A 25,629-nucleotide genomic window follows, 5' to 3' on the forward strand; every position below is an offset into this window, starting at 1 on the left:
TGCGCGTGGTTGCAACGTTCTGGGGGGTGGCTGTGAAAGTCGATTTCGGTGGCGCTGAGGAAATCCTGTTCGAACAGGTCGGATGTGCCGGGATCGTGACGCTCAACCGGCCTTCTTCCCTCAATGCGGTCAATCACGGCATGGTTCGGGCGCTCGCCCGCGCGCTTTCCGCCTGGGAGACGGACGACACGGTCAAGCTCGTGATCATTCGCGGGGAGGGGCGCGCCTTCTCCGCCGGCGGCGACATTCTCGATGTTTACAAAGCCGGGCTTGCCGGCGAGGCAAAGCCGGATTTCTTTGCAGACGAGTATCGGCTCAATGCGGCAATTGCCCGTTTCCCCAAACCCTATGTGGCGCTGATCGACGGCATTGTCATGGGCGGCGGCGTTGGCGTCTCCTTCCATGGTTCGCATCGCGTGATGACGGAAAACGCCATCTTCGCCATGCCCGAAGTCGGTATCGGGTTTTTCCCCGATGTCGGCGGCAGTTTCCTGCTTTCGCGCCCGCCGGGCGAATTCGGCATGTATCTGGCGCTCACCGGAAACCGCATTCGCAGGGGTGACGCCTGCGCCACGGGGCTTGCCACGCACGCGGTCGATGCGGCGGAACTGCCGGCATTGACCCAGGCCCTGTGCGAGGGCGGTGATGTGGATGCGACGCTGGCAGCATTTGCCGGAACTGCGGAACGCGAAATGGATGACGGCGCGCTGCATGCGATTGCCAGCCATTTTTCTTTCGGCACGCTTGCGGAGGTCCTGCAGTCGCTTGGCGTGGATCAGGACGAATGGGTGCAGAAGACGGCTGCGACCATCGCCAGGCGCTCGCCCACCAGTCTTCACGTCGCGTTTCGTCAGGTCCGCGCCGGCGCGATGCTGACCATGGACGAGTGCATGCATATGGAATTCCGCATCCTGAACCGCATGCTCACCGGGCACGACTTCTATGAAGGCATCCGCGCTGTTCTGGTGGAGAAGGGGAGCACGCCCCACTGGAAGCCCGATACGCTCGACGGCGTGAAGGATGAAGACATTGACGCCTATTTCGCGCCCCTGCCGGGCAAGGAGCTGGCGCTGTGAAAGTTGAAACGCTCTCGGGTCTGCCTTCGGCGCGGCCCTCCCAGCTTGAAGCAGCCTATTACGCGTTCCACCGTATTGTCGCGCTCGTCTGCCTCGTCATGGGGCTTGTGTACTGGGTGCGGCTGCTCGGTTTTTATCCCGGGCTCATGTGGCGGTTCGACCTGATGCCGATCCACTGGCAGGTGGCGAGCATCGTTCTGGCCGTGCTTTATCCGTTTGCGTCCGTCGGTCTCTGGCTGGTCGCGCCATGGGGAGCGGTCATCTGGTTTCTGTGCGCCGGCACGGAAGTGGCCATGTACGGCTTCATGCCAGAGATGTTCGGGCACAATTATCCGCTGTTGGGTTTTCACCTTCTCGTGGCGATTACCTATGCCGGTTTGCGCATTGCGCGCTACCGCCGCAAGCGGCAGGCGATGCTTTAGGGGCAGGCCCGGTTTCAGGCCACAAGCCGCATCCCCTTAATCTCTAAAGCTTTCATCGAATGTCCACAGGCGGGTTTACTGCCTGTTAGCCGTATTAGCAGCGTTGGCTTTTGTAAGGCGTTGTTAAGGCTAGTGTTTAAGTCGAATTTTAGATGCCTTCGCTAGGTTCGGGTCAAGGTGAGACAAAAAACAAAAATCACCGGCGTCAAACGAGAGGCTTTAGTTATGAATACTTCGCGACCCGCGGCGAAACCTGCCGCTTCGAATGAAGAACGCTCGGATGCACTGCGTTCTCTTTATCTTGAATCCCTTCAGCTTGTGGAGCGCCTGCACCGCCGTCTGCTCGACGTCATCAAGGACGAGTTCGAGCGCAACGGCCGCAGCGACATCAACGCCATTCAGGCGCTGCTGCTCTTCAACATCGGTGACACGGAACTGACGGCAGGCGAGCTGCGCTCGCGTGGCTACTATCTCGGCTCCAATGTTTCCTACAACCTCAAGAAGCTGGTTGATCTCGGCTTCGTCAACCATCAGCGCTCGCGCGTCGACCGTCGTTCGGTGCGCATCAGCCTGACGCCGAAGGGTGTCCAGGTGGCAAAGGTTGTCGAAGGTCTCTACAACCGTCATATCGGCTCCATCGAGCAGGTCGGCGGCATCAGCGCCGATGAGTTCAGCCAGATGAATCGTGCCCTCCAGCGCCTTGATCGCTTCTGGAACGATTCCATCGCCTACCGTATGTAGTCTCGCCTTGATAAACTGACTGCGCGCCGGTGTGCAGTCATTCGAAGGCCGGCGTGGCGGGACGCCGGCCTTCACGCATCCGTTATTTTGCGATAGGTGACTGCTGGTCACGTTAAGGTCATAATCCGGTGGAACCTAAGGCGCAGGAGCCGCTTGGCGTGCGAGCGCCATTTTTGAATAAGGTTCGCGGATTCTTAACGCAGTCGCGGCATGGTCAGGCCGCAACACTGCCCGCAGCCCTCCCGGAGGGGTGCTAGCCACAGAGAGCTCGGACACGCGTATGAAGACGAACCGCCGTATGTTTTTAACCGGTGCCGGTGCTGCCGCTACGGCAGCGATGACCGGAGCCGCCAACGCCCAGGACTTTCTTGACGCGATCATCCGTTCGCCAAGGCGTGGCGCCTGGAACGATCAGTTTGATGCTCGCGCCAGCGCCGGCGGCAAGGTTGCGACCAATCTTCCCATCTTCAGTCAGGAAACCGTTTCCTACCTTCAGCGCGCGATCATGGAATATTCCAACATCGTGTCACAGGGCGGGTGGCCGCGCGTTCCCGACAACAAAAAGCTTCAGGTCGGTGTGGTCGATCCCAATGTGGAGGTCCTGCGCCGCAGACTGATGGTGTCCGGCGATCTCTCGCCGCGTGCGGGCATGTCGCAGTCGTTCGATTCCTATGTTGAAGCGGCGGTCAAGCGCTTCCAGACCCGCCATGGCCTTCCTGCCGACGGCGTTACCGGACCGCACACCTTTGCGGCGCTCAATGTTCCGGCGGCCATTCGCCTTGGCCAGCTTCAGACCAATCTGGGCCGGCTCACCTCCATGTCGGGCTCCATGGGCAATCGCTATGTGGTGGTGAACATTCCCGCCGCCGAGATCGAGGCCGTGGATACGGGCCGCGTCGTGCTGCGCCACACCGCCATTGTCGGCAAGGTGGACCGCCAGACGCCGATCCTGAATTCGAAGATCAACGAAATCATCATCAATCCCTACTGGAATGCGCCGGTGTCGATTGTCCGCAAGGACATCATTCCGCTGATGCGCAAGAACCCCAGTTACCTGACCGACAACAATATCCGCCTGATCGCGCCCAATGGCAGCGAAGTGGATCCGCTGACGGTCGACTGGTCGACGGATGATGCCGCAAAATACCGCTTCCGGCAGGATCCGGGCCGGATCAACGCCATGGCGTCGATCAAGATCAACTTCCCGAACCCGCATGCGGTCTACATGCATGACACGCCCCAGCAGGGCATGTTCCGCGATCTCGACCGGTTCTATTCGTCGGGCTGTGTTCGCGTGCAGAATGTGCGCGACCTGGTGACCTGGCTCCTGAGCGAGACCGATGGCTGGGGCCGTCGCCGCATCGAGCAGACCATTCAGACCGAAGAGGATGTGCGCGTCGCGCTGTCCAATCCGGTGCCGGTCTATTTCACCTATATTTCCGCCTGGTCGACCGGCGATGGCGCCGTGCATCTGCGCGACGACATCTATGCCCGCGACGGGGCGAGCGAGCTGCAGATCTCGACGGCGCTTTAGCGTGTCGTCGTCGGGCTGCATTGCCTGACGGGCGCATGAGGGTGTCTTCTGAAACGAAGACGGGCCGATGCGAGTCTGCGGAAAACGGCGGCTCGGCCCGAGCGCAATATCCTACGGTCAATTGCCGCAGCCGCCCGAAACCGGGCGGTTGCTTCGTTTTTGGAGGATAAATTTTCGTCTGCGGGCGTGGTGGCGGCGAGGGAAAAATGCTAGATGCCCGTCTTCCGCATTTGATCCATCATCGAAGGGAATAAACCGCCATGGCACTTGCGACCGCCGCCGCTTCAAGCGAGGCCGATGCCTTCTTCACCCGCCCGCTCGAAGACAGCGACCAGGAAATCTTTGCCGCAATCCGTCAGGAACTGGGCCGTCAGCGTCACGAAATCGAGCTGATCGCCTCGGAAAACATCGTTTCGCGCGCTGTGATGGAAGCGCAGGGTACGGTGCTGACGAACAAATACGCGGAAGGTTATCCGGGCAAGCGGTATTATGGCGGTTGCCAGTATGTCGATATCGTCGAGGAACTGGCGATCGAGCGCGCCAAGAAGCTGTTCGGCTGCGCCTTCGCCAACGTTCAGCCGAATTCCGGTTCGCAGATGAACCAGGCTGTCTTCCTCGCGCTTCTGCAGCCGGGCGACAGCTTCATGGGCCTCGACCTGAATTCCGGTGGACACCTGACGCACGGTTCCCCGGTCAACATGTCCGGCAAGTGGTTCAACCCGATCTCCTACGGCGTTCGCAAGGACGACCACCTGCTCGACATGGACGAGGTGGAGCGTCTTGCAAAGGAACACAAGCCGAAGCTGATCCTTGCCGGCGGCACGGCCTATTCGCGCGTGTGGGACTGGAAGCGTTTCCGCGAGATCGCTGACGAGGTTGGCGCATGGCTCATGGTCGACATGGCCCACATTGCAGGTCTCGTGGCCGCTGGCGAGCATCCGTCGCCGCTGCCGCACGCCCATGTGGTCACGACCACCACGCACAAATCGCTGCGCGGCCCGCGTGGCGGCATGATCCTGACCAATGACGAGGCGCTGGCGAAAAAGTTCAACTCCGCCGTCTTCCCTGGTCTTCAGGGCGGCCCCCTGATGCACGTCATCGCAGCCAAGGCAGTTGCTCTGGGCGAGGCGCTTGAACCTGAGTTCAAGACCTATGCGCGCAACGTCGTCACCAACGCCCGTGCGCTGGCCGAGAGCCTGAAGGACACCGGCCTCGACATCGTGTCCGGCGGCACCGACAACCACCTGATGCTGGTCGATCTGCGCCCGAAGAACGCCACGGGCAAGCGCGCCGAGGCAGCTCTTGGTCGCGCCAACATCACCTGTAACAAGAACGGCATTCCGTTCGACCCTGAAAAGCCCTTCGTCACCTCCGGCATCCGTCTTGGCACGCCGGCCGGCACGACGCGCGGTTTCGGCGCTGCCGAGTTCCGCGAGATCGGCCAGCTGATCGCCGAGGTTCTGGACGGCCTCAAGGTCGCCAACTCCGACGAAGGCAATGCTCAGGTCGAGCAGGCTGTGAAGGACAAGGTGATCGCGCTCACCGAGCGCTTCCCGCTCTACCCCTATCTGGGGTAAGCCTGTCACGAATGGATTCGTGAACAAGGGCCCGATATGCGCTGTCCGTACTGTCAGTCGGAAGACACACAGGTAAAGGATTCCCGCCCCGCAGAAGACGGGGCGGCAATCCGCAGACGGCGCGCCTGTCCCGATTGCGGCGGGCGCTTCACCACGTTTGAGCGCATTCAGCTGCGCGATCTGGTGGTGGTCAAGCGGTCGGGCCGCAAGGTGCCGTTTGACCGCGACAAGCTGATGCGTTCCTTCGACATCGCGCTCAGAAAGCGCAATGTCGAGCCGGAGCGCATCGAGCGTGCGGTCACCGGCATCGTGCGCCAGCTGGAAAGCTCCGGCGAGACGGAGATCCCCTCCGATGATATCGGCCTTCTGGTCATTGATGCGCTGAAAGTGCTCGATGACATTGCCTATGTGCGCTTCGCCTCCGTTTATCGCAATTTCCGCGAAGCCAAGGATTTCCAGGACGTTCTTGGCGAGCTGAAAGGCAATGAGGAAAACGAGGGATAGGATGGACACCGGCAGGGCGTCGGCCAGCGATCTCGACCGGCGTTTCATGGCGTCGGCCATCCGGCTTTCACGCCGGCATATGGGGCTTGCCGGAACCAATCCCTCCGTTGGAACACTGATCGTCCGCGACGATGGCGCCGGCCCGCAGATTGTCGGGCGCGGCGTGACGGCCATTGGCGGCCGCCCCCATGCCGAACCGCAGGCGCTGGCGGAGGCGGGCGAGGCTGCACGCGGCGCGACGGCCTATGTCACGCTAGAGCCCTGCGCTCACCATGGCCGCACGCCGCCCTGCGCCGACGCGCTGGTGAATGCCGGCATTGCCCGCGTTGTGGGCGCTGCCGCCGATCCCGACCCCCGCGTCAGCGGCAATGGCTACGCCATTCTGCGCGAGGCGGGCATTGAGGTCGTGGAGGGCGTTCTGGCCGACGAAGCGGCAGACATGCTGCGCGGCTATCTCATGCGCTCCGAGAAAAAACGCCCGGAAGTGACTCTCAAGCTTGCCTTATCGGCTGACGGCATGATTGGCCGCATGGGGGAGGGGCAGATCGCCATCACCGGTCCCGCTTCGCGCCGGCAGGTGCACATGATGCGGGCCGAAAGCGATGCGATCCTTGTCGGCATCGGCACGGCACTGGCTGACGATCCGTCTCTGACCTGCCGCCTGCCGGGGCTTCAGGCGCGCTCGCCGCTGCGTATCGTTCTTGATCGCGACATGAAGCTGCCGACAAGCTCGGCTCTGGCGCGCACGGCCCGCGAGGTGCCGGTTCTTCTGACAGCCGCCAGTGATTGCCCGAGCGACAAACGCAGGGCGCTGGCCGGGGCGGGCGTCGATTTTCTCGGTGTCGAAGTACATGAAGGCCAGATTGCGCTGCCGGAACTTCTGGAAGACCTGGCGGCGCGCGGCATTGCAACGCTCATGGTCGAGGGTGGTGCCTTCACGGCCAGGCGGTTCCTTGAAGAAGGGCTGGTCGACCGGCTTGCGCTCTTTTCTGGGCCATCCGAAATCGGGGCTGGTGGAATTGCCGCGCCGGTTGATTTCGACCATATCCCCGAAGGTTTCGGCCTGCTGCGCGAGGCGCGGTTCGGCGAAGATGTTTACTGCGAATATGTGAAAGGCGGCTGATGTTCACCGGCATTGTCACTGATATCGGCACCGTGCAATCGGTCACCCCGCGTGATGAGGGCGTGCTCCTGCGCATCGAGACGAATTACGATCCGGCGACCATCGACATCGGTGCGTCCATCGCCTGTTCGGGCGTCTGCCTCACCGTGGTGAAACTGCCTGAGGAGGGCGCGAACACCCGCTGGTTCGAGGTCGAGGCCTGGGAAGAGGCGCTGCGGCTGACAACGGTTGCCGACTGGCAGTCCGGCCAGCGCATCAATCTGGAGCGCGCGCTCAAGGTCGGCGACGAGCTGGGCGGACATATTGTCTCGGGCCATGTGGACGGCATGGCCGAAATCGTCGAGCGCCGGGATGAGGGGGAAGCGGTCCGTTTCGTGCTCGAAGCGCCGAAAGAGCTCGCCAAATTCATCGCGCCGAAAGGCTCGGTGGCGCTGGACGGCACATCGCTCACGGTCAACCGTGTCGAGGGCGTTCGGTTCGATGTTCTCCTCATTCATCACTCGCTTGCGGTCACCACCTGGGGGCAGCGCGCGGTGGGCGACCGGGTGAATATCGAGGTCGATACGATGGCGCGTTACGCCGCACGTCTTGCGGATGCCGCCAAAGAGGCTTAAGGCAGCGCTTCTCTTTCTGAATTGTTTGCCGTGCGGAGAATGACCATGGCCGATGCGCGCCCCCTGAGGCTGCTGATCGTCGAAGCCCGTTTTTACGACCACCTGGCCGATGGCCTGCTGGAAGGCGCGAAAGCCGCGCTTGAGGCAGCCGGCGCCGATTATGATGTGGTGACTGTGCCTGGCGCGCTTGAAGTGCCGGCTGCAATCGCCTTTGCCGCGTCCGGCAATGGTGGCCCTGTCTATCACGGCTATGTGGCGCTTGGCTGCGTCATCCGTGGTGAGACTTATCATTTTGACGTAGTGGCCAATGAGTCGAGCCGTGCGCTGATGGACCTTTCGGTGCAGCAGAACCTTGCCATCGGCAATGGTATCCTGACCGTCGAGAACGAAGCGCAGGCTCTGGCCCGCATCGAACAGAGCGAAGGCACCAGCGGCGAGAGCATGGGCAAGGGACATTTCGCCGCCGAAGCGGCACTGACGATGATTGCGCTCAAACAGCGCCTGGGAGCTTGATGTGACCGTACCGACCGCAGACGGCTTTCGCCCGGCCAACAAACGCGGCGCCGCACGGCTGGCCGCCGTTCAGGCGCTTTACCAGATGGATGTGGCCGGCACCGGCCTTCTGGAAACCACCGCTGAATACGAGCTTTTCCGGCTCGGCAAGGAGATCGACGGCGAGCTTTATCGCGATGCCGATCCGCAGTGGTTCCGCGCCATTCTGGCGGGCGTCGTGGATGACCAGAAAACCATCGACCCGGTGATCCGCAAATCGCTGACCGAAGACTGGCCGCTGTCACGGCTCGATTCGACCCTGCGCGCCATTCTGCGCGCCGGTGTGTTCGAGCTGACGCGCCGCCGGGATGTACCGGTCGCGGTGATCGTTTCCGAATATGTGGACATCGCCAAGGCGTTCTACACCGAGGACGAGCCCAAGCTCGTCAATGCCGTGCTCGACCGGGTCGCCCGGCGCAGCCGTGATGAGGGCAGGGGGAAAGACAAGGAATGACTGGAACGCGCGATGACCTGTACCGTGAGGCGAAACGCACTGCATTAATCCTCGCTTCCGCCCAGGCCATCGTCGGCTCCGCTGCCCCGATCGCCATTTCCATGGGCGGTCTCGCGGGCTTCTATCTCCTTGGCAGCGACAAGTCGCTCGCAACCGCGCCCGTCACCGGCTTCAATGTCGGCATCGCGCTTGGCGCGCTTCCCGCCGCAGCGCTGATGCGCGCCGTCGGTCGCCGCAATGGCTTCATGGCCGGCGGTCTTGTCACCGCCTGTGGCGGTTTCGTCGCGGCGAGCGCGCTCTTCCAGAGCAGTTTCTGGCTCTTTGCCCTCGGCTTGATGCTTGTCGGCGTCGGCAACGCCTTCCTGCAGCAATACCGCTTTGCAGCCGCAGACAATGCGCCGGCCGATTTCAAGCCGCGCGCCATTTCCTGGGTGCTGGGCGGCGGTGTGTTTGCCGCGATCATCGGACCGCAGACCGTCATCTACACGCGCGACCTGTTCGCGCCGATCATGTTCGCGGGCGCGTTTGCCGCGCTGATCGGTCTTGGTCTTTTAGGCACGGTCATCCTGTCTTTCCTGCGTCTCCCCAAGGAAGCGCCCTCGGCAACGCTTGACGATCATGAGCCGGCAAGGCCGCTGGCGCAGATCCTGTTGCAGCCGCGCTTCCTGGTCTCGCTGTTCTGCGGCGTGGCTTCCTACGCGCTGATGAGCTTCGTCATGACCGGCGCGCCGCTGGCCATGGTTGGCTGCGGCTTCACGCCGGACGAGGCAACGCTGGGCATTTCCTGGCACGTCATGGCGATGTTCGCGCCGAGCTTCATCACCGGCCGGCTGATCGCCCGCTTCGGCAAGGAAACCATTGTCGCGACGGGCCTCGTCACGCTTATCGGCTGCGCCATCGTTGCGCTTTCGGGCATTGAGCTGTGGCAGTTCTGGACGGCCTTGATCCTGCTGGGCATCGGCTGGAACTTCGGTTTCATCGGCGCGACCGCCATGGTTGCCGAGTGCTACCGCTCGTCGGAGAAGAGCAGCGTGCAGGGTGTGCACGACTTCATCCTGTTCTCCACCACTGCTTTCGCCTCCCTGATGTCGGGCCAGATCTACAACGCCTTCGGCTGGAACATGCTTGCCTGGATCGTTATCCCGGTTGCGGCCACATGCCTTGTGGCTCTTGGCATTCTGGCTATGAGCAAGCGCACGAAGCAGGCCGCCTGAGGCCGCTTCACCCGGCGCTGACATCTCCTGGAAAGCATCTGGTCTTTCCGGGAGGTGTGACAATTTATCCCAGCACAACCTTGACGGTGCGTCACGGCTTCGACCAAGCTGCGCGGATTGGGCCGGAGAGGGCGCAAATGCCGCCGGCCTTTCCAGCATGACCCGGGAGGGGGTTCCAACTGCGGGTCGAAATCAAGGGATAGATTGGCAATGAACATGCTTTTCGTGGTCATCGCCTGCGGCGTGCTTTCCGTACTCTATGCCATTTGGGCAACCCGGTCGGTGCTGGCCGCCGACCAGGGCAATGCACGCATGCAGGAAATCGCCGGCGCCATCCGTGAGGGTGCGCAGGCTTATTTGACAAGGCAGTACACCACCGTCGCCATCGTTGGCGTCGTGGTCTTCATTCTCGCATGGTGGCTGCTCACCGGCGTGGCGGCCATCGGCTTCCTCATCGGTGCGGTTCTTTCCGCCGCCGCAGGCTTCATCGGCATGCATGTTTCGGTGCGCGCCAATGTGCGCACGGCGCAGGCCGCATCCAACAGCCTCGCAGCCGGCCTCGACATCGCCTTCAAGTCGGGCGCGATCACCGGCCTTCTGGTCGCCGGTCTCGCACTGCTCGGCGTGTCAGTCTATTTCTGGATACTCACCGGCCCGCTCGGTCACGCACCGACGGACCGCATCGTCATCGACGCTATGGTCGCGCTCGGTTTCGGCGCGTCGCTGATCTCCATTTTCGCGCGTCTCGGCGGCGGCATCTTCACCAAGGGGGCAGATGTCGGCGGCGATCTCGTGGGCAAGGTGGAGGCGGGCATTCCCGAAGATGATCCGCGCAACCCGGCCACCATCGCCGACAATGTGGGCGACAATGTCGGTGACTGCGCCGGCATGGCCGCCGATCTGTTCGAAACCTATGTGGTGACGGTCGTGGCCACCATGGTGCTTGCCTCGATCTTCTTTACGGGCGAGACGGCGCTGACGCTGATGCTCTTCCCGCTGGTGATTGGCGCTGCCTGTGTCGTTACCTCGATCATCGGCACCTTCTTCGTGAAGCTTGGTTCCAACAATTCCATCATGGGCGCGCTTTACAAGGGCTTCTGGGCCACTGCCGGTCTGTCGGTCGTGGCGCTTGCGATCATCATCTGGGGCTGGCTTGGCGGCTCGACCGCGTTCTCGGCCAGCAATGGATCGGAGTTCACCGGCGCATCGCTCTTCTGGTGCGGCGTGGTGGGGCTCGGTGTGACCGGCCTCATCATCTGGATCACCGAATATTATACGGGCGTCGGCTATCGGCCGGTTCGCTCCATCAGCCAGGCGTCGGTGACCGGGCACGGCACCAATGTCATTCAGGGCCTCGCCGTCTCGCTTGAGGCGACGGCGCTGCCGGCCATCGTCATCATTGCCGGCATCATCCTGTCGTTCAATCTGGCGGGCCTGTTCGGCATCGCCATCGCGGTGACGACGATGCTGGCGCTGGCCGGCATGGTGGTGGCGCTCGACGCGTTCGGCCCGGTGACGGACAATGCCGGCGGCATTGCCGAAATGGCGGATCTGCCAAGCGAAGTGCGTCAGACGACCGATGCGCTCGACGCGGTGGGCAACACGACCAAGGCGGTGACCAAGGGCTATGCCATCGGTTCGGCGGGTCTCGGCGCTCTGGTTCTGTTCGCGGCCTATACGGAGGATCTCAAATTCTTCGCGGCCAATGCGGAGCCGGGCACCTTCTTTGAAGGCGTTACCGTCGATTTCTCGCTCTCCAATCCATATGTGGTGGTCGGCCTTCTGTTTGGCGGTCTGCTGCCATTCCTGTTCGGTGGCCTCTCCATGACGGCCGTTGGCCGGGCAGGGGGCGCGATCGTACAGGAGGTGCGCCGGCAGTTCCGCGAGAAGCCGGGCATCATGGAAGGCAGGGAGAAGCCCGATTATGGACGGGCGGTTGACCTTCTGACCAAGGCGGCGATCAAGGAAATGATCATTCCTTCGCTCCTGCCGGTGCTTTCGCCGCTTGTCGCATTCGCCGTGGTCTATGCGATTGCCGGCAAGAACGAGGCCTTCTCGGCGTTGGGCGCAATGCTTCTGGGCGTGATTGTGACCGGTCTCTTCGTGGCGATTTCCATGACCGCCGGCGGCGGTGCGTGGGACAATGCCAAGAAATCCTTCGAGGACGGTTTCGTGGACGCCGATGGCGTGAAGCATGAAAAGGGCTCGGAGGCGCACAAGGCGTCGGTCACCGGCGACACCGTTGGTGATCCCTACAAGGACACCGCAGGCCCGGCCGTGAACCCGATGATCAAGATCACCAACATCATTGCGCTTCTTCTGCTGGCCGTTCTGGCGCACTGACAGGGCGCGCTCCGTCCTCGCCGCCTCTCAAGGGGCGGCGAGGCGAGGTCTTTGAATGTGAGATCCCGGCAAAGAAAAAGCCCGCAGGCAACGCCTGCGGGCTTTTCGATTGAAACCGGGATTCGGATCAGCCGCCGCCGCCGAACATGCCTGCAGGTGGCCCGCCCTTCGATGCGCCGGCGAGAATCTGGCCGATGAAGGTCTGTTCCTTGCCGCCGGTCGGCGTGGTGCGCGAAATGAAGTCGAAGACCCTGCCGTCTTCCATTCCGTAATGGGCGATCTTCGAAACGCGCTCATCATCGCCGAAATAGACGGCGAGAACCTGCTGCTCCACAAGGCGTGCGCGCATGAAGGCTGCGCCGCGAACGCGCTTCTGGGAAATATAGTAGAAGGCCTCGTTGTCGAAGGTCGCCGTGGTGGAGGGCGAACCAAGCGCCAGGAGAACCTGCTCGCGGCTGGAACCCACCGGCACGAGTTCGAGTGCCTGCTGGTCGATCACATAGCCCTGCGTCAACGTTTCGCGCGCATTGAGCGTGTTGGCGACATTACAGCCGGACAGCACAGCCGCCGAACCCACGATCCCGGCCGCCAAAATTGTGCGTCCGACAGGATAGCTGTTGATTTTTTTCACCTGCAACGACATCTCCATAGCGTCCCCGGCGCCAAGGCTTTCAATCGAAAGCCCTTGTTCCCGCCGGCAAAACGGGTAAACCAGCTTAAGCGCCGATGCAACCTGATCCTGTCCCAAACCAGCCCCGAGGGAGGGCAATTCCCATGTTCAAGAAGCTGTTTGGCTTTGGGCAGCGTTCGCGCCTCACCGTCATTGACGGCTTGTATGAACGAATCGTGGCGGCCTCGCGGCAGCCCGTCTTTTACGCAAAGTGGGAAGCGCCGGACACGCCACTTGGCCGTTTCGAGATGATTGCGCTGCACATGATCCTCGTTTTGCGCCGCGTTCGCAACGAAGAGGACCCCAAGGTCCGCGAGACGGCCCAGGAGCTGACCGATCTCTTTTTCAGCGATGTCGAATATGCGATTCGCGAACTGGGAATCGGTGATCTGGGCGTGCCCAAGCGCATCAAGAAGCTGGCGCGCATGTTCTATGGCCGCGCTGCTGCCTATGGCGACGCGCTTGATGCAGGCGATGTCGAGGCGCTGGCAGCCGCCATGCAGCGCAACATCCGCCCGGATGTTGAAAACTGGCAGGGCGCGCGCCCGCTTGCCGATTATGCGGTGGAAGCCGCCGATGCGCTCGATGCGCAGCCGGTGGAAAAGCTGATCGCCGCCGAAATTTCATTCCCTGACGCACAAAGGGAGATCTGAACCATGTCCGCCACCAGGAAATCCCCGGTTTCATTCGAGGTGAATGTCCACCGTCTGCCGCGCAAGGGCATGCCGGTTGAGATCAACGCCGATGAGAACCAGCGCCGCGCGCTGGCTGCCGAACACGACCTTCTTTCCGTTGAGCGTTATGTCGCCGCAATGACCGTTCGCCCCTGGAAGGCCGATGGCGTGCGGATTATCGGAAAGGTGGAAGCTGATATCACGCAGTCCTGCGTGGTCACGCTGGAGCCGGTGACGACTCACATCGAGGAAGAGGTTTCGGCAACGCTGGTGCCCGAGGGCTCCCGGCTCGCCCGCAACGACATTGATGGCGGCGAGTTCGTGCTCGATGCGGAGGGGCCGGACATGCCCGAACCCTTCCAGGGCAGCATCATTGATGTGGGCGCGCTGGCCGAGGAATTCTTCGCGCTTGGCATTGACCCCTATCCGCGCAAGCCCGGGGCTGTTATTGACGCTCCCGATGCAGGCGATGATGCACCGAAAGAGGCCGGGCCACTCTATGAAGGCCTGCGCAAGCTCGGGCAAAAAAGCTGAATTGCGTGACCGATGGGCGAAACAAGGTTGTGCCACCGGTCAAAAGCGCTATTTTCGCCGCACATTTGAGCCGATGCCGGCGACCGATCAACGTTTGAGGCAAATCACGCGTGGTACGCATTTCGATTGACGCGATGGGTGGGGATCATGGTCCCGAGGTCACGCTGCGTGGCCTGACCAAGGTCATCGAGCGGCGTCCCGACGCCCGCTTTCTTGTATACGGTCGTGAAGACGCCGTTGTTCCGGTGCTTGATGCGCTGCCGGGCCTTCGCGATGTGAGCGAGTTCACCCATTGCGAAGTCGCGGTGCGGATGGACGACAAGCCCAGCCAGGCACTGCGCCAGGGCCGCTGGAAGTCTTCCATGTGGAAGGCCATCGAAGCGGTGAAGAATGGCGATGCGGATGCCTGCGTTTCCGCCGGCAATACCGGCGCGCTGATGGCCATGTCGAAATTCTGCCTGCGCACCATGGCCGATATCGAACGCCCTGCCATTGCGGCCATCTGGCCGACCATGCGCAGCGAGAGCATCGTGCTTGATGTGGGCGCGACCATTGGCGCAGACGCCCAGCAGCTCGTCGATTTTGCGATTCTGGGCGCTGCCATGGCCAATGCCCTGTTCGACGTGGAGCGTCCGACCGTGGGCCTGCTCAATGTCGGCGTTGAAGAGATCAAGGGTCAGGAAGAAGTGCGCGAAGCCGGTCGCATGCTGCGCGAGGCCGCACTCAAATCCATGCGCTATGAAGGTTTTGTCGAAGGCGACGATATCGGCAAGGGCACGGTCGATGTGGTCGTTTCAGAAGGTTTCGCCGGCAATATCGCGCTGAAGACCGCCGAAGGCACGGCGCGTCAGATTGCCGGTTATCTCCGCGAGGCGATGGGACGCACCATGATGGCGCGCATCGGTTATCTGTTTGCACGCGGCGCTTTCCAGCGCCTCGGCGAAAAGATGGATGTGCGCAAGATCAATGGCGGCGTCTTCCTCGGGCTCAACGGCATCGTGGTGAAAAGCCATGGTGGCGCCGACGCTGAAGGCTTCTCTGCCGCCGTGGAACTTGGATATGAAATGGCGCGCAGTCATCTGCTCGACAAGACGCGCGCCACTCTTGACCTTTATCACGCCCGCCAGCCGCTTCCGGCCGCCGGCGCTGCAGCCGTGAATGAATAGGACGCTGTGATGATTAGATCCGTCGTGCGTGGCATTGGCTCCGCTTTGCCCCGCCGCATCATGAAGAATGCGGAATTCGAGAAGCTCGTCGACACGACTGACGAGTGGATCGTGCAGCGCACGGGTATCCGCCAGCGCCATATCGCTTCGGAAGACGAGACCACGGCGTCGCTGGGCGAGGCGGCTGCGCGCGCAGCGCTCGACAGCGCCGGGCTGACCGCCGACGACATCGACATGATCATTCTGGCCACGTCGACCCCCAACAACACGTTTCCCGCCACGGCCGTCGAGATTCAGGAACGTCTCGGCATGCGCGGCGGTTTCGCGTTCGACATGCAGGCCGTGTGCAGCGGCTTCGTCTATGCCATCACCACCGCCGATCTCTACATTCGCGGTGGTCAGGCAAAGCGCATGCTGGTGATTGGCGCGGAAACCTTCTCGCGCATTCTTGACTGGAATGACCGCACCACCTGCGTGCTCTTCGGCGATGGCGCCGGCGCTGTCGTTCTGGAAGCACAGGAAGGCGAGGGCTCTCTGGATGATCGCGGCATTCTCGCCGCATCCTTACGCTCCGATGGCAGCCAGCGCGACAAGCTCTATGTGGATGGCGGGCCCTCGACCACCTGCACGGTGGGGCATCTGCGCATGCAGGGCCGCGAAGTGTTCAAACATGCCGTTGGCATGATCACCGACGTCATCGAAGACGTGTTTGCCAAAACGGGCATCACTGCCGACGATATCGACTGGTTCGTGCCGCACCAGGCCAACCGCCGCATCATCGACGCCTCCGCCAAGAAGCTCGGCATTGCCGAGGAGAAGGTTGTGATCACCGTCGACAGGCACGGAAACACCTCGGCGGCGTCCGTGCCGCTGGCGCTTTCCGTTGCGGTGGAAAACGGCCAGATCAAGAAGGGCGATCTGGTTCTTCTTGAGGCGATGGGCGGCGGATTCACCTGGGGCGCCGTGCTGGTGCGCTGGTAGCGACAGCAAATCACATGCATCGTCCTTGACCGTTACGAAGCAATTTTTGTAACGTCAGCGCCGCGTATTGAAATCATAAGCATTTTCAAGATTTGGATGGGTAGCCCTATGGGGGGAAAGACACTGACGCGTGCCGAGCTGGCTGAGGCCGTCTATCGGAAAGTCGGACTGTCACGCACCGAGTCCGCCCAGCTTGTCGAAATGGTTCTGCAGGAAGTCTGCGACGCGGTTGTTCGCGGCGAGACCGTTAAGCTCTCTTCCTTCGCCACCTTCCAGGTGCGCGACAAGAACGAGCGCATCGGCCGCAACCCGAAGACCGGCGAGGAAGTACCGATCTCGCCACGCCGCGTCATGACGTTCAAGGCTTCCAACGTCCTCAAGGATCGTATCCTCAAGGCGCATCAGGACAGGCAGCCGCGCGAAAGCGCCTGACCTTTTCCGGCCCCGCAGGGCCACCACGGTGCACAATTGCGCGTGGTGCTTTCGACAGGCTCACGAACTGGTTAAACTCCCGAATCGTCGGGCGTTGGCTGGAAGCTGTTGCGTTTCCCTCCGAGGCCCGCATCGTTCGGCAGGGCTCCGCACGCAGGTCGGAGCCACAGCCCGCAGGAGACGCGTGACCATGGAAAAGAGCCCCGACGCCTTCCGTACCATCAGCGAAGCCGCCGAAGAACTCGATCTGCCGCAGCACGTGCTGCGTTTCTGGGAAACGCGGTTCTCGCAGATCAAGCCTTTGAAGCGGGGCGGTGGACGCCGCTATTACCGGCCGCAGGACATCGACCTGATCAAGGGCATTCGTCACATGCTCTACGATCAGGGTTACACCATCAAGGGCGTACAGAAGCTTCTGCGCGAGAACGGCAACCCGTTCGTCGTGGCCATTGGTCGTGGCGATGTGGCGGCGGTCGAGGCCATCGCCCAGAGCCAGCAGGCGGACGTGGAAAAGACGGTTTCCGAGGAGGAAGTGCTGGTTGGCGCTCCGAAAGCGAAGCCGAGCAAGCGTTTTTTCGGCCTTGGGCGCGGCGAGCAGGAGGGGCCCGTCCCGGCGGATGCGGAGAGCCTTTCGCGTGACAACAGGGCGCTTTTGCAGGAGGCGCTGTTCGATCTCCTGGAGTGCAAGCGCCTTCTCGACCAGGTGCGCTGATCGTTTCGGATCGCCACCGCGCATCCTTGTTGTTGAAAGCCGGCCCCGTTGCCGGCTTTTTGCTGCGGAATGATTTTTAGGCCTTGCGCGCCCCCCTCGGAAACTATATCCCTTGCGCCGGTTCGGAGCGTAGCGCAGCCCGGTGGCGCACTTGACTGGGGGTCAAGGGGTCGTGGGTTCGAATCCCGCCGCTCCGACCATTTTTTCCTTCGCATTTTTGGCTTCGCTACCAGCCAGTCTGCCAGGACGCATCGCGCGTTTCTTCTCTTTCCAAAAAATGACCAGAGCCATTCCTGAGGCGAATCCCCCATCGGGCTCACGCGTACACGCTTTCGCGGCCAATTCCGCATGCAAGGCGTTTCTCACAAGGGCCGAATGACCGTGGCAGTAATTCATTAACCATAACTGTTTACTAGTTGCTCGTTGCCGTCATTCAGTTTCGAGGTGTCGATGTCGATCTCCCGCCGCAGTTTTCTTATGGGGCTTCCGCTTTTTGTTGCGGGCTGCTCCACCACAACGATCCGATCCGACGCCTTGAACTACGCGTCCATTCGCGATGAGCAGTTTCCCGTTGCTGCACTTCCCTTGTCCAAATTCGATCCCGAGCTGCGCCGCAGGGAAGTGGCTTTCGATGGTGATTACCCGGCTGGCACAATCGTTGTGAACACACCGGAGCGCCGCCTCTATTACGTCCTCGGCAATGGCCGCGCGATGCGCTACGGCGTTGGCGTGGGCAAGCAGGGGCTTGCCCTTCGTGGCAACGCCACCGTTGGCCGCAAGGCGGAGTGGCCGAGCTGGACGCCGACCGCCAACATGATGCGCAACACGCCGCGCTACCGGAAATATGCCGGCGGCGTTCCAGGCGGACCGAACAATCCCCTGGGCGCGCGCGCGATCTATCTCTATCGTGGCGGCCGCGACACGATGTTCCGCATCCATGGCACCAACCAGCCGTCCACCATTGGCGGCGCGGTCTCCAGCGGCTGCATCCGCATGACCAATCATGACGTGATCGATCTTTACGAGCGCGTGACGCCCGGCGCAAAAGTCGTGGTCATTCAGGCCTAGAGGATTTTTGGGCGCGTTCGCTTCAGCGCGCCCGTCCTGCCTCAACTCAGGCAGTTGACGATCGGTCCCAACCGACGCACCCTCCCGTAAGGTCGGGTTGGCATGATGAGCGAAACGCAGTCATCTCGGGTGGAAGTACTCAAAGCCGTCGGTATCACCAAGGTGTATCGCAGCGGCACGGTCGCTGTTGACGCGCTCAAGGGCGTTGATCTTGCCCTTTACGAGCGTGAAATCGTCGCTCTTCTGGGCGCTTCGGGATCCGGCAAGTCGACCCTTCTCAATATTCTTGGTGGTCTGGACCTGCCCACTGACGGGCGGTTGTTCTATCGCGGCCGCGAATTGTCGGCCCTGTCCGATGCCGGGCTGACGGAATTTCGCCGCCGGCATGTGGGTTTCGTCTTCCAGTTCTACAATCTGGTGCCAAGCCTCACGGCCCGCGAGAATGTCGCGCTCGTCACCGAGATTGCGGAAGACGCGATGACGCCCGAGGAAGCGCTCGACCGGGTGGGGCTTGCCTCGCGGATGGATCATTTTCCAGCCGAGCTTTCCGGTGGCGAGCAGCAGCGCGTCGCAATCGCCAGGGCCATCGCCAAGCGTCCGGACATTCTTCTGTGCGACGAACCGACCGGCGCGCTCGACAGTAAGACCGGCGTCACGGTTCTCGAGGCGATTGTCGAGGTCAACCGCACGCTCGGCACGACAACGGCCCTGATCACCCACAATGTCGCCATTCGCCGGATCGCCGACCGCGTGATCTACATGGCGGATGGAGAGATCGCCCGGGCGGAGGAAAACGCCGACCGCCTCGCGCCGGCCGAGGTGAGCTGGTGATGCGCGCGCTCGACCTGAAACTCGTTCGCGATCTGCGGCACATCTGGATCCAGTCGCTCGCCATCGCGCTCGTGCTTGCCTGCGGCGTCATGGTGCTGATCCTGTCGAGCGGAACGCAGCGTTCGCTGTCGGAAACGCGCGAAGCCTACTACGAACGCAACCGCTTCGCCGATGTGTTTGCCAGCCTTACCCGCGCCCCGCGCAGCCTGCTTGACGATATTGCCCGGATCGATGGCGTGGCCCGCGTGGAGGGGCGCGTGGTGTTTACCGCCATGGTCAATCTGGAGGGCATGACGGAGCCGGCCTCCGCGCGTGTCATTTCCCTGCCACAGACGGGCCGCGCCATCCTCAATGTTCCTGAAGTGCGGCAGGGCCGGTTGCCCGAACCGGGACACGCCGGCGAAGTGGCCATTTCCGAGCCTTTCGCACAGGCCAACGGGCTGGAGCCGGGCGATCGCTTTCGCGCCGTGCTCAACGGGCGTCTCAAGGAGCTTGTCGTAACCGGCCTCGTCCTGTCACCGGAATATATCTACACGATCGGGGCAGGGGCGATGATGCCCGACGACCGGCACTTTGGTCTGATCTGGATGGGGGAAAGCGCGGCTGCCGCCGCCACTGATCTTGAAGGCGCATTCAACGATCTGTCGCTCACCCTGTCGCGCGGGGCCGATGAAAGACCGGTCATCGCCGCCATTGACCGCATTCTCGCTCCCTATGGCGGCACCGGCGCGTTCGGACGCGACCGACAGGCGTCCAATGTCTTCATCGATGGAGAACTGAAACAGCTCGGGGCCATGGCCACGGTGCTGCCGCCGATCTTCCTGATTGTCTCGGCCTTTCTGGTCAACATGGTGCTTGGCCGCCTCGTCGCGCTCGACCGGGCCCAGATTGGCCTCTTCAAGGCGGTCGGATATTCGACCCGCGCCATCGCGGTGCATTATCTGAAAATGACCATCGGCATCGGCATTGCCGGCGTCGCCATCGGCTGGCTGTCCGGCTGGTGGCTGGGACATGAGCTGACGAAGATCTATGCCGACTTCTTCCGGTTTCCCTGGCTCATCTATCGGCCCGGTGCAGGCTCGCTCGTGATCTCCGGCGTTCTGGGCATTGGCTGTGTCGTTCTGGGCGCGCTCAGGGCGGTCCTGTCCACCGTGCGGCTTGCGCCCACCGTGGCGATGCAGCCGCCCGCGCCACCGGTGTTCCAGCGCGGCTGGCTCGATGGCGTCAGCCTGGCGCTTCGGCTTCGCCAGACCACGATGATGATCCTGCGCTCCATCGTGCGCTGGCCGGGCAGGGCGGCGGTCACGCTGTTCGGCGTCAGTGGTTCCGTTGCCGTTCTGGTCGCCTCCTTTTTCACCTTCGACGCCATCGACATCATCATGTTGGAGATCTTCGAACATGCGAACCGGCAGGATGCCACGCTGACCCTGACAAGCGCGGTGAACGCCCGCGCCGAGCAGGATGCGCTGGCGCTGCCGGGCGTGCTCTCCGCCGAAGGCATCTTCGCCGTGCCTGTCCGTCTCATCAACGGAACCCGCTCCCGGCTGGTCAGTCTTCAGGGGCGGCCGCCTGAGGCGCGGCTGGCCGTGCTTCTGGATGAAAAAGGCGAAACCGTCGCCATGCCGAGCTCCGGCATCGTGCTGGCGGAGGGACTGGCCGACTGGCTCGATGTGGGCGCGGGCGATCCGCTCAGGGTCGAAGTGCTGAGCCCGCCGCGCGAGACGTGGGACATCCCGGTGTCGGCGGTGATCCGCCAAAGCCTCGGGCAGGACGCCTTTATCGACCGCGATGCCTTCTTCCGGCTCGCCAGACAGGCCCCGCAGGTCAATATGATCCATCTGGCCATCGACCGGAATGCCCTGACCGAGCTGGAGGCCAGGGTGCAGGAAACGCCGGCCATTGCCGGGTTCACCCTGTGGACGAATGTGCAGAAGGAGTTCGAGACCACGCTCAATGAGAGCCTCGTCACGATGACAATCATCTTCGCGGCCCTGGGCATGCTGATCACCATCGGCGTCGTCTATAATGCGGCGCGTATCCAGCTTGCCGAACGGGCGCATGAGCTTGCCTCGCTCAGGGTTCTGGGTTTCAGGCGCGGCGAGGTCGGCTATGTTCTGGTGGCGGAACAGATGCTCCTGACGCTCATCGCCATCCCCGCCGGCTGGCTGGGTGGCTACGCATTGTGCGCCCTGATGGCGCAAGGCTTCTCGACCGAGGTGGTGAGCATCCCGCTGGTCGTCACGCAGCGCACCTTTGCGGCTGCCGCCCTGATTGTCATTTTCACGGCCCTGACCTCCGCGCTTCTGGTGCGGCGGCGGCTTGATCGTATCGATATCGTTAGCGCGTTGAAGCAGAAAGAATGACACACACAAGGCATCTCCGCATGGCGACCGCCGCCCTTGTCGGCATCGCCCTCATCGCCGCCCTGGTCTGGGCGCTACTGCCGGCGCCCGTGCTGGTGGACCTCGTCGCCGCCCGTCGCGCGCCGATGCAGGTCATCGTTTCGGCCGAGGGCATCGCCCGAATACGCGAAACATGGACGGTGACCGCGCCGGTGACCGGCAATGTCATGCGCTCACCGGTTCAGGTCGGTGACGAGGTGGTCGCCCGTGAGACCGTCGTCGCGCTGATCGAGCCCGCCGAACCGGCGTTTCTCGATGCGCGTGCGCGCCGCCTGGCGGAGGCCGCCGTCGCCGAGGCGCAGGCGGCCATCCATGTGGCCGAGGCCAATCTCGTACGTGCGGAAACCGAACTGTCCCATCTGGAGGCAGAGGTGGAGCGTTACAGGAAGCTCTCCGAGCGTGGAACGCTGCCCGCAACCACGCTTCTCGACGCGCAGCAGGCCGTGGCCTCTGCAAAGGCCCTTCGGGATGCGGCGCAGGCCGATCTGGAACTGAAGCGCGCGACGCAGCAGCGCATGGAGGCGCAGCTCTCAGGGCCGGAGGTTCCGATTGTCGATGCTCCGCCAGCCCAGTGCTGCACCGAGCTCAAAGCGCCGCGCTCGGGCGTCGTGCTCAATGTGACGGATCTGAACGCGCGTCTGGTGCAGGCGGGCAGCCCCCTGGTGACGGTGGGAGATCCGGCAGATCTGGAAATCAGGGTCGACCTCCTCTCCAGCGATGCCGTTGGCGTGGTGCGCGGCACAAGCGCCTTCATCGACCGCTGGGGTGGCGAGGGCGTTCTTGAAGCGGAAGTGCGGCAGGTCGAGCCCTCCGCCTTCACCCGTGTTTCCGCGCTCGGCATCGAGGAACAGCGTGTGCCGCTGGTGCTCGATGTGCTGACGCCGCTTGAGGAGCGCAAAGGGCTGGGCGATCAGTATCGCGTCTTCGTCAACCTCGTCACATGGGAGGAAGAGGACGTGCTGCAGGTGCCGCAGAGCGCACTCTTCCGCAGTGCCGGCGAATGGGCGCTGTTCGTCGAAGAGGAGGGCCGTGCAGCGCTCCGGCAGGTGGATGTGGGCAGGATGACCGGCGAATGGGCGCAGATCCTTTCAGGCCTCAGCGCCGGCGAGCGCGTCGTCGCCTATCCCGGATCGGCCATCGAGACCGGAACGCGCCTTGAGCCGCGCAATCCGGATGAGGGTCAGGGGCAGGACATGGAAGGGGCGTAGCGGGCAAAGCCGAAGCGCTGCGCCATGTGCCTCTGCTCCAGCGCGATCATGCCCCACAGGAGCCCGAGAAGCAGATAGAAGTGCCGCCAGTGATCCGTGTCGATCACCGTGCCGAGCGCCACATGGCCGACGAACACGATGTAGACGCAGATCAGGTAGGGCTGCCATGGGCGGCGGCGGAAGAGAATGCGAAAGCCCGCCGCCAGCGTCCACAGGATGAGCGTCAGATAGGCTGCGAAGCCGAGCCACGAATAATCGAGCAGCGCTTTCAGCCAGATATTGTGCGTGTCTTCGCCGAGAATCTGCCCGAACTGCAACGGCCCGATGCCGAGCGGGTGCTCGGTCGCCCAGCCAAAGCCGATGCCGAAACGCGCAAACCGGCCAAGACGCGCGCCGTCATAATCCTGCACAAGCTGCGCGCGCTGGAAGAAAAGCTCCGAAACGGCCGGTATCTGGAGTGCGAGCAACAGCACCAGCGCGATGCCCACAAGCGCCAGAAACGCGGTGACGGCGATGCGCAGCCGCGCGGCGGCCGTGTCGGCATTGAGGAAAACCGCCAGCACCAGTAACCCGCAGGTCATGATGAGCAGGCCCCACGCGCCGCGCGAGAAGGAGAAGAAGATGCCGCCGGCGACGATCAGAAACAGCGGAACGGACAGAAACGCCGTAACCGGGCGTGCGGTCAGCACCAGATAGAGCAGATAGACCGCTGGCAGGGTCAGAAACGGGCCAAACACGTTCGGGTCTTCGAAGACACCGGCGGCGCGTTCGAACTTGGTGAACATCTCCGCGCCCGGAAAGGCGTGGAAATAGCCCAGAATGCCGAACAGGGCGGTGGCGGAGGCCGCCGCCACCCAGGCGCGGAACACGACGGCGAGCAGGTCCGGATCGTCCTCCACGACGGCTGCGAAGAACACCGATGTCAGCGCGAGGAAGAGCGAGACCGCGATGTAGAGCGGGATCGTTCCAAGGCTCGCCAGCTGCGACATGGAGATGAGGCCGCCAATGTTGAAGGCGATCAGAAGCGCCAGAAGCGGTGCGATGCGGCGTGAAATCTTCAGCCCCGCCAGTGCCCAGATGGCGATGAGCCCCACCATGTAGAGCTCATAAGGCGCAGGCTCGCGGATGACGAAGCCGGACAGAAAAACGCCAAAGCCGATGGCCGCCAGTTTTAGAAGCGAAACCAGTTTGGCGTCGACCGCCGCGCGGGGCAGAACCGGCGGCGCGCTATCATAGGCGAGCAGGCTCAATATGCGTTTTCCGTGTCGAGAAGCCGGATCGGCGTCAAAAGCAGGATCTTGAGGTCGAACCAGAGCGACCAGTTTTCGATGTAATAGAGATCGTATTCGGTGCGCTTGCGGATCTTTTCATCTGTGTCGATTTCGCCGCGCCAGCCATTGATCTGCGCCCAGCCGGTCACGCCCGGTTTCACCTTGTGACGGGCAAAGTAGCCGTCCACCACCTCTTCATAGAGGCGGTTGTGGGCCTGTGCAGCCACGGCATGCGGGCGCGGTCCGACCAGCGAAAGCGAACCAAAAAGCGCGTTGAAGAACTGCGGCAACTCGTCGATGGAGGCCTTGCGGATGAAGCGACCGACGCGGGTGACGCGCGGGTCGTTTTTCGTCACGGCGGCCTTCGCCGTCGGGTCGCACTGCTCCACATACATCGAGCGGAATTTCAGAACCTCGATGGCTTCATTGTTGAAGCCGTGCCGTTTCTGTCTGAACAGAACCGGGCCCTTGCTGTCGAGCTTGATGGCGATGGCGGTGGCCAGCATGATCGGCGAGAAAAGCACAATGCCGATCAGGCTGAAGACGATATCAAAACCGCGTTTGGCGACCGAGTCCCAGTCATTGATCGGGCGGTCGAAGATATCGAGCATCGGCACCGAGCCGATATAGGAATAGGCGCGCGGACGAAACCGCAAATGGTTGGCATGGGCCGAGAGGCGAATGTCGACCGGCAGGACCCAGAGCTTCGACAGAAGCGAGAGAACGCGCTTCTCCGCCGAGATCGGCAGGGCGACGATCAGCATGTCGATGCGCGCGATGCGGGTGAACTCCACCAGTTCCGTGATGGTGCCGAGTTTTGGATAACCGGCGACCACGGGCGGCGAGCGCAGGTCGTCGCGGTCGTCGAACAGGCCGCAGATGCGGATGTCGTTATAGGGCTGCTGCTCGATGGAGCGGATCAGGTCTTCGGCATTGGCGCCGCCGCCGACGATCACCGCACGGCGCTCGATGGTGCCGTTGCGCGCCCAGCGGCGCAGGAGCTGTGAGGCGGTGATGCGCAGCATGAGCAGCGCACCGAAGCCGCACACGAACCATGCGCCGAGCCAGAAGCGCGAGAAACTGTCAGAAATTTTCAGGAAGAAGCCGGTCAACGCCAGTGCGGCGAATGTGGCCATCCAGGCAACGAAGATGCGCCCCATGGAGCCCGACGGATTGCGCAGCGCGCGCATGTCGTAGCAGCCGGTGAACTGGTAGATGACGATGGCCAGAACCGAGCCGCCGCCGACGACGGTCATGTAGTGCCAGAAAAGCGGTGCGGAAAAACCGACATAGGCGAAGTAGAGCGCAATGCCGGTGAGGAGGAGCATGGACAGCTCAACCAGCCGCATGACACCGAGCACCATGACAGGAGACATGGTTTCGCGCTTGTATTGCTGCGCGACCTGCCAGGCGATCGGATTGAGCTTGGTCTGCTCGCTACCGGCCTTCAGGATTCCCGTCTGTCTCGCCTTCGATGCATAGATCCGCTTCGGGTCTACCTGGTTCATGAACGGAATACGCCCCCT

At 62.5% G+C, this 25,629-nt stretch carries 25 protein-coding genes and 1 tRNA gene; 23 read left to right on the plus strand and 3 right to left on the minus strand.

Features of this window, described 5'->3' with window-relative positions:
- Window positions 1-32 precede the first annotated feature (32 nt).
- The 12 genes from NDI72_RS02115 to NDI72_RS02170 all read left to right on the plus strand — a co-directional run bounded on the left by NDI72_RS02115 (window position 33) and on the right by NDI72_RS02170 (window position 12,154).
- On the plus strand, window positions 33-1,076 hold the full coding sequence (locus NDI72_RS02115) for an enoyl-CoA hydratase/isomerase family protein (protein WP_283799396.1): 1,044 nt from the start codon (window positions 33-35) through the stop codon (window positions 1,074-1,076).
- On the plus strand, window positions 1,073-1,498 hold the full coding sequence (locus NDI72_RS02120) for a DUF6163 family protein (RefSeq protein ID WP_113154885.1): 426 nt from the start codon (window positions 1,073-1,075) through the stop codon (window positions 1,496-1,498). The genes NDI72_RS02115 and NDI72_RS02120 overlap by 4 nt, the downstream gene beginning before the upstream one ends.
- Window positions 1,499-1,723: 225 nt before the next feature.
- Window positions 1,724-2,239, plus strand: a complete 516-nt coding sequence (gene ldtR, locus NDI72_RS02125) for a transcriptional regulator LdtR (RefSeq protein WP_113154886.1) — start codon at window positions 1,724-1,726, stop codon at window positions 2,237-2,239.
- A 280-nt stretch (window positions 2,240-2,519) separates the two neighbouring features.
- Window positions 2,520-3,773 (plus strand): L,D-transpeptidase family protein, encoded by a 1,254-nt coding sequence (locus NDI72_RS02130; RefSeq protein ID WP_113154887.1) that lies wholly within the window; start codon window positions 2,520-2,522, stop codon window positions 3,771-3,773.
- A 260-nt stretch (window positions 3,774-4,033) separates the two neighbouring features.
- Window positions 4,034-5,350, plus strand: coding sequence for a serine hydroxymethyltransferase (gene glyA / locus NDI72_RS02135; protein WP_113154888.1), 1,317 nt, complete (start codon window positions 4,034-4,036; stop codon window positions 5,348-5,350).
- Between the two features lie 36 nt (window positions 5,351-5,386).
- A complete protein-coding gene (nrdR, locus tag NDI72_RS02140; protein ID WP_113154889.1) occupies window positions 5,387-5,854 on the plus strand; it encodes a transcriptional regulator NrdR in 468 nt (155 codons plus the stop codon).
- 1 nt (window position 5,855) lies between these two features.
- The gene (ribD, locus tag NDI72_RS02145; RefSeq protein WP_283799398.1) at window positions 5,856-6,977 is read left to right on the plus strand and encodes a bifunctional diaminohydroxyphosphoribosylaminopyrimidine deaminase/5-amino-6-(5-phosphoribosylamino)uracil reductase RibD; all 1,122 of its coding nucleotides are present in this window, start codon (window positions 5,856-5,858) and stop codon (window positions 6,975-6,977) included.
- The gene (locus NDI72_RS02150; RefSeq protein ID WP_206993538.1) at window positions 6,977-7,591 is read left to right on the plus strand and encodes a riboflavin synthase; all 615 of its coding nucleotides are present in this window, start codon (window positions 6,977-6,979) and stop codon (window positions 7,589-7,591) included. The genes ribD and NDI72_RS02150 overlap by 1 nt, the downstream gene beginning before the upstream one ends.
- Before the next feature lie 45 nt (window positions 7,592-7,636).
- Complete coding sequence (gene ribH / locus NDI72_RS02155; protein ID WP_206546703.1) at window positions 7,637-8,104, plus strand: 6,7-dimethyl-8-ribityllumazine synthase; 468 nt, start codon at window positions 7,637-7,639, stop codon at window positions 8,102-8,104.
- Between the two features lies 1 nt (window position 8,105).
- The gene (gene nusB / locus NDI72_RS02160) at window positions 8,106-8,597 is read left to right on the plus strand and encodes a transcription antitermination factor NusB (protein ID WP_283799401.1); all 492 of its coding nucleotides are present in this window, start codon (window positions 8,106-8,108) and stop codon (window positions 8,595-8,597) included.
- A complete protein-coding gene (locus tag NDI72_RS02165) occupies window positions 8,594-9,811 on the plus strand; it encodes an MFS transporter (protein ID WP_113154894.1) in 1,218 nt (405 codons plus the stop codon). The genes nusB and NDI72_RS02165 overlap by 4 nt, the downstream gene beginning before the upstream one ends.
- A gap of 210 nt (window positions 9,812-10,021) precedes the next feature.
- Complete coding sequence (locus NDI72_RS02170; protein WP_206549231.1) at window positions 10,022-12,154, plus strand: sodium-translocating pyrophosphatase; 2,133 nt, start codon at window positions 10,022-10,024, stop codon at window positions 12,152-12,154.
- 127 nt (window positions 12,155-12,281) lie between these two features.
- Here NDI72_RS02170 and NDI72_RS02175 read toward each other — a convergent pair whose 3' ends face one another.
- Window positions 12,282-12,803 carry an outer membrane protein assembly factor BamE gene (locus NDI72_RS02175; RefSeq protein WP_206549232.1) on the minus strand — a complete coding sequence of 174 codons (522 nt, stop codon included), beginning with the start codon at window positions 12,801-12,803 and terminating at the stop codon, window positions 12,282-12,284.
- Window positions 12,804-12,928: 125 nt separating this feature from the next.
- On the opposite strand from NDI72_RS02175, the gene NDI72_RS02180 reads away from it, so the two are divergent.
- The 11 genes from NDI72_RS02180 to NDI72_RS02230 all read left to right on the plus strand — a co-directional run bounded on the left by NDI72_RS02180 (window position 12,929) and on the right by NDI72_RS02230 (window position 22,832).
- Window positions 12,929-13,477 carry a ubiquinol-cytochrome C chaperone family protein gene (locus NDI72_RS02180; RefSeq protein ID WP_206549233.1) on the plus strand — a complete coding sequence of 183 codons (549 nt, stop codon included), beginning with the start codon at window positions 12,929-12,931 and terminating at the stop codon, window positions 13,475-13,477.
- Between the two features lie 3 nt (window positions 13,478-13,480).
- Complete coding sequence (locus NDI72_RS02185; RefSeq protein WP_206546700.1) at window positions 13,481-14,032, plus strand: YceD family protein; 552 nt, start codon at window positions 13,481-13,483, stop codon at window positions 14,030-14,032.
- A gap of 110 nt (window positions 14,033-14,142) precedes the next feature.
- Window positions 14,143-15,198, plus strand: coding sequence for a phosphate acyltransferase PlsX (gene plsX, locus NDI72_RS02190; protein WP_113154899.1), 1,056 nt, complete (start codon window positions 14,143-14,145; stop codon window positions 15,196-15,198).
- Between the two features lie 9 nt (window positions 15,199-15,207).
- On the plus strand, window positions 15,208-16,179 hold the full coding sequence (locus NDI72_RS02195; protein ID WP_113154900.1) for a beta-ketoacyl-ACP synthase III: 972 nt from the start codon (window positions 15,208-15,210) through the stop codon (window positions 16,177-16,179).
- 108 nt (window positions 16,180-16,287) lie between these two features.
- A complete protein-coding gene (locus NDI72_RS02200; protein WP_113154901.1) occupies window positions 16,288-16,611 on the plus strand; it encodes an integration host factor subunit alpha in 324 nt (107 codons plus the stop codon).
- A gap of 190 nt (window positions 16,612-16,801) precedes the next feature.
- Window positions 16,802-17,323: a MerR family transcriptional regulator gene (locus NDI72_RS02205; protein ID WP_113154902.1), complete on the plus strand. Its 522-nt coding sequence runs from the start codon at window positions 16,802-16,804 to the stop codon at window positions 17,321-17,323.
- A 123-nt stretch (window positions 17,324-17,446) separates the two neighbouring features.
- A tRNA-Pro gene (locus tag NDI72_RS02210) sits at window positions 17,447-17,523 on the plus strand.
- Window positions 17,524-17,773: 250 nt separating this feature from the next.
- Window positions 17,774-18,391 carry a L,D-transpeptidase gene (locus NDI72_RS02215; RefSeq protein ID WP_113154917.1) on the plus strand — a complete coding sequence of 206 codons (618 nt, stop codon included), beginning with the start codon at window positions 17,774-17,776 and terminating at the stop codon, window positions 18,389-18,391.
- A gap of 105 nt (window positions 18,392-18,496) precedes the next feature.
- Window positions 18,497-19,222, plus strand: a complete 726-nt coding sequence (locus NDI72_RS02220; protein ID WP_113156254.1) for an ABC transporter ATP-binding protein — start codon at window positions 18,497-18,499, stop codon at window positions 19,220-19,222.
- The gene (locus tag NDI72_RS02225) at window positions 19,222-21,585 is read left to right on the plus strand and encodes an ABC transporter permease (RefSeq protein WP_206554509.1); all 2,364 of its coding nucleotides are present in this window, start codon (window positions 19,222-19,224) and stop codon (window positions 21,583-21,585) included. The genes NDI72_RS02220 and NDI72_RS02225 overlap by 1 nt, the downstream gene beginning before the upstream one ends.
- Window positions 21,582-22,832 carry an efflux RND transporter periplasmic adaptor subunit gene (locus NDI72_RS02230; protein ID WP_283799409.1) on the plus strand — a complete coding sequence of 417 codons (1,251 nt, stop codon included), beginning with the start codon at window positions 21,582-21,584 and terminating at the stop codon, window positions 22,830-22,832. The genes NDI72_RS02225 and NDI72_RS02230 overlap by 4 nt, the downstream gene beginning before the upstream one ends.
- On the opposite strand, the gene NDI72_RS02235 is transcribed toward NDI72_RS02230, so the two are convergent.
- Together NDI72_RS02235 and NDI72_RS02240 are read right to left on the minus strand one after the other, a co-directional pair.
- Window positions 22,805-24,082 (minus strand): O-antigen ligase family protein, encoded by a 1,278-nt coding sequence (locus NDI72_RS02235; protein WP_283799410.1) that lies wholly within the window; start codon window positions 24,080-24,082, stop codon window positions 22,805-22,807. The genes NDI72_RS02230 and NDI72_RS02235 overlap by 28 nt on opposite strands.
- On the minus strand, window positions 24,079-25,611 hold the full coding sequence (locus tag NDI72_RS02240) for an undecaprenyl-phosphate glucose phosphotransferase (protein WP_206549065.1): 1,533 nt from the start codon (window positions 25,609-25,611) through the stop codon (window positions 24,079-24,081). Before NDI72_RS02240 ends, NDI72_RS02235 begins: the two co-directional genes overlap by 4 nt.
- Window positions 25,612-25,629: the final 18 nt, after the last annotated feature.

The organism is Nitratireductor sp. GZWM139, from assembly GCF_030068685.1.
GTDB classification, from domain to species: Bacteria; Pseudomonadota; Alphaproteobacteria; order Rhizobiales; family Rhizobiaceae; genus Nitratireductor; species Nitratireductor aquimarinus.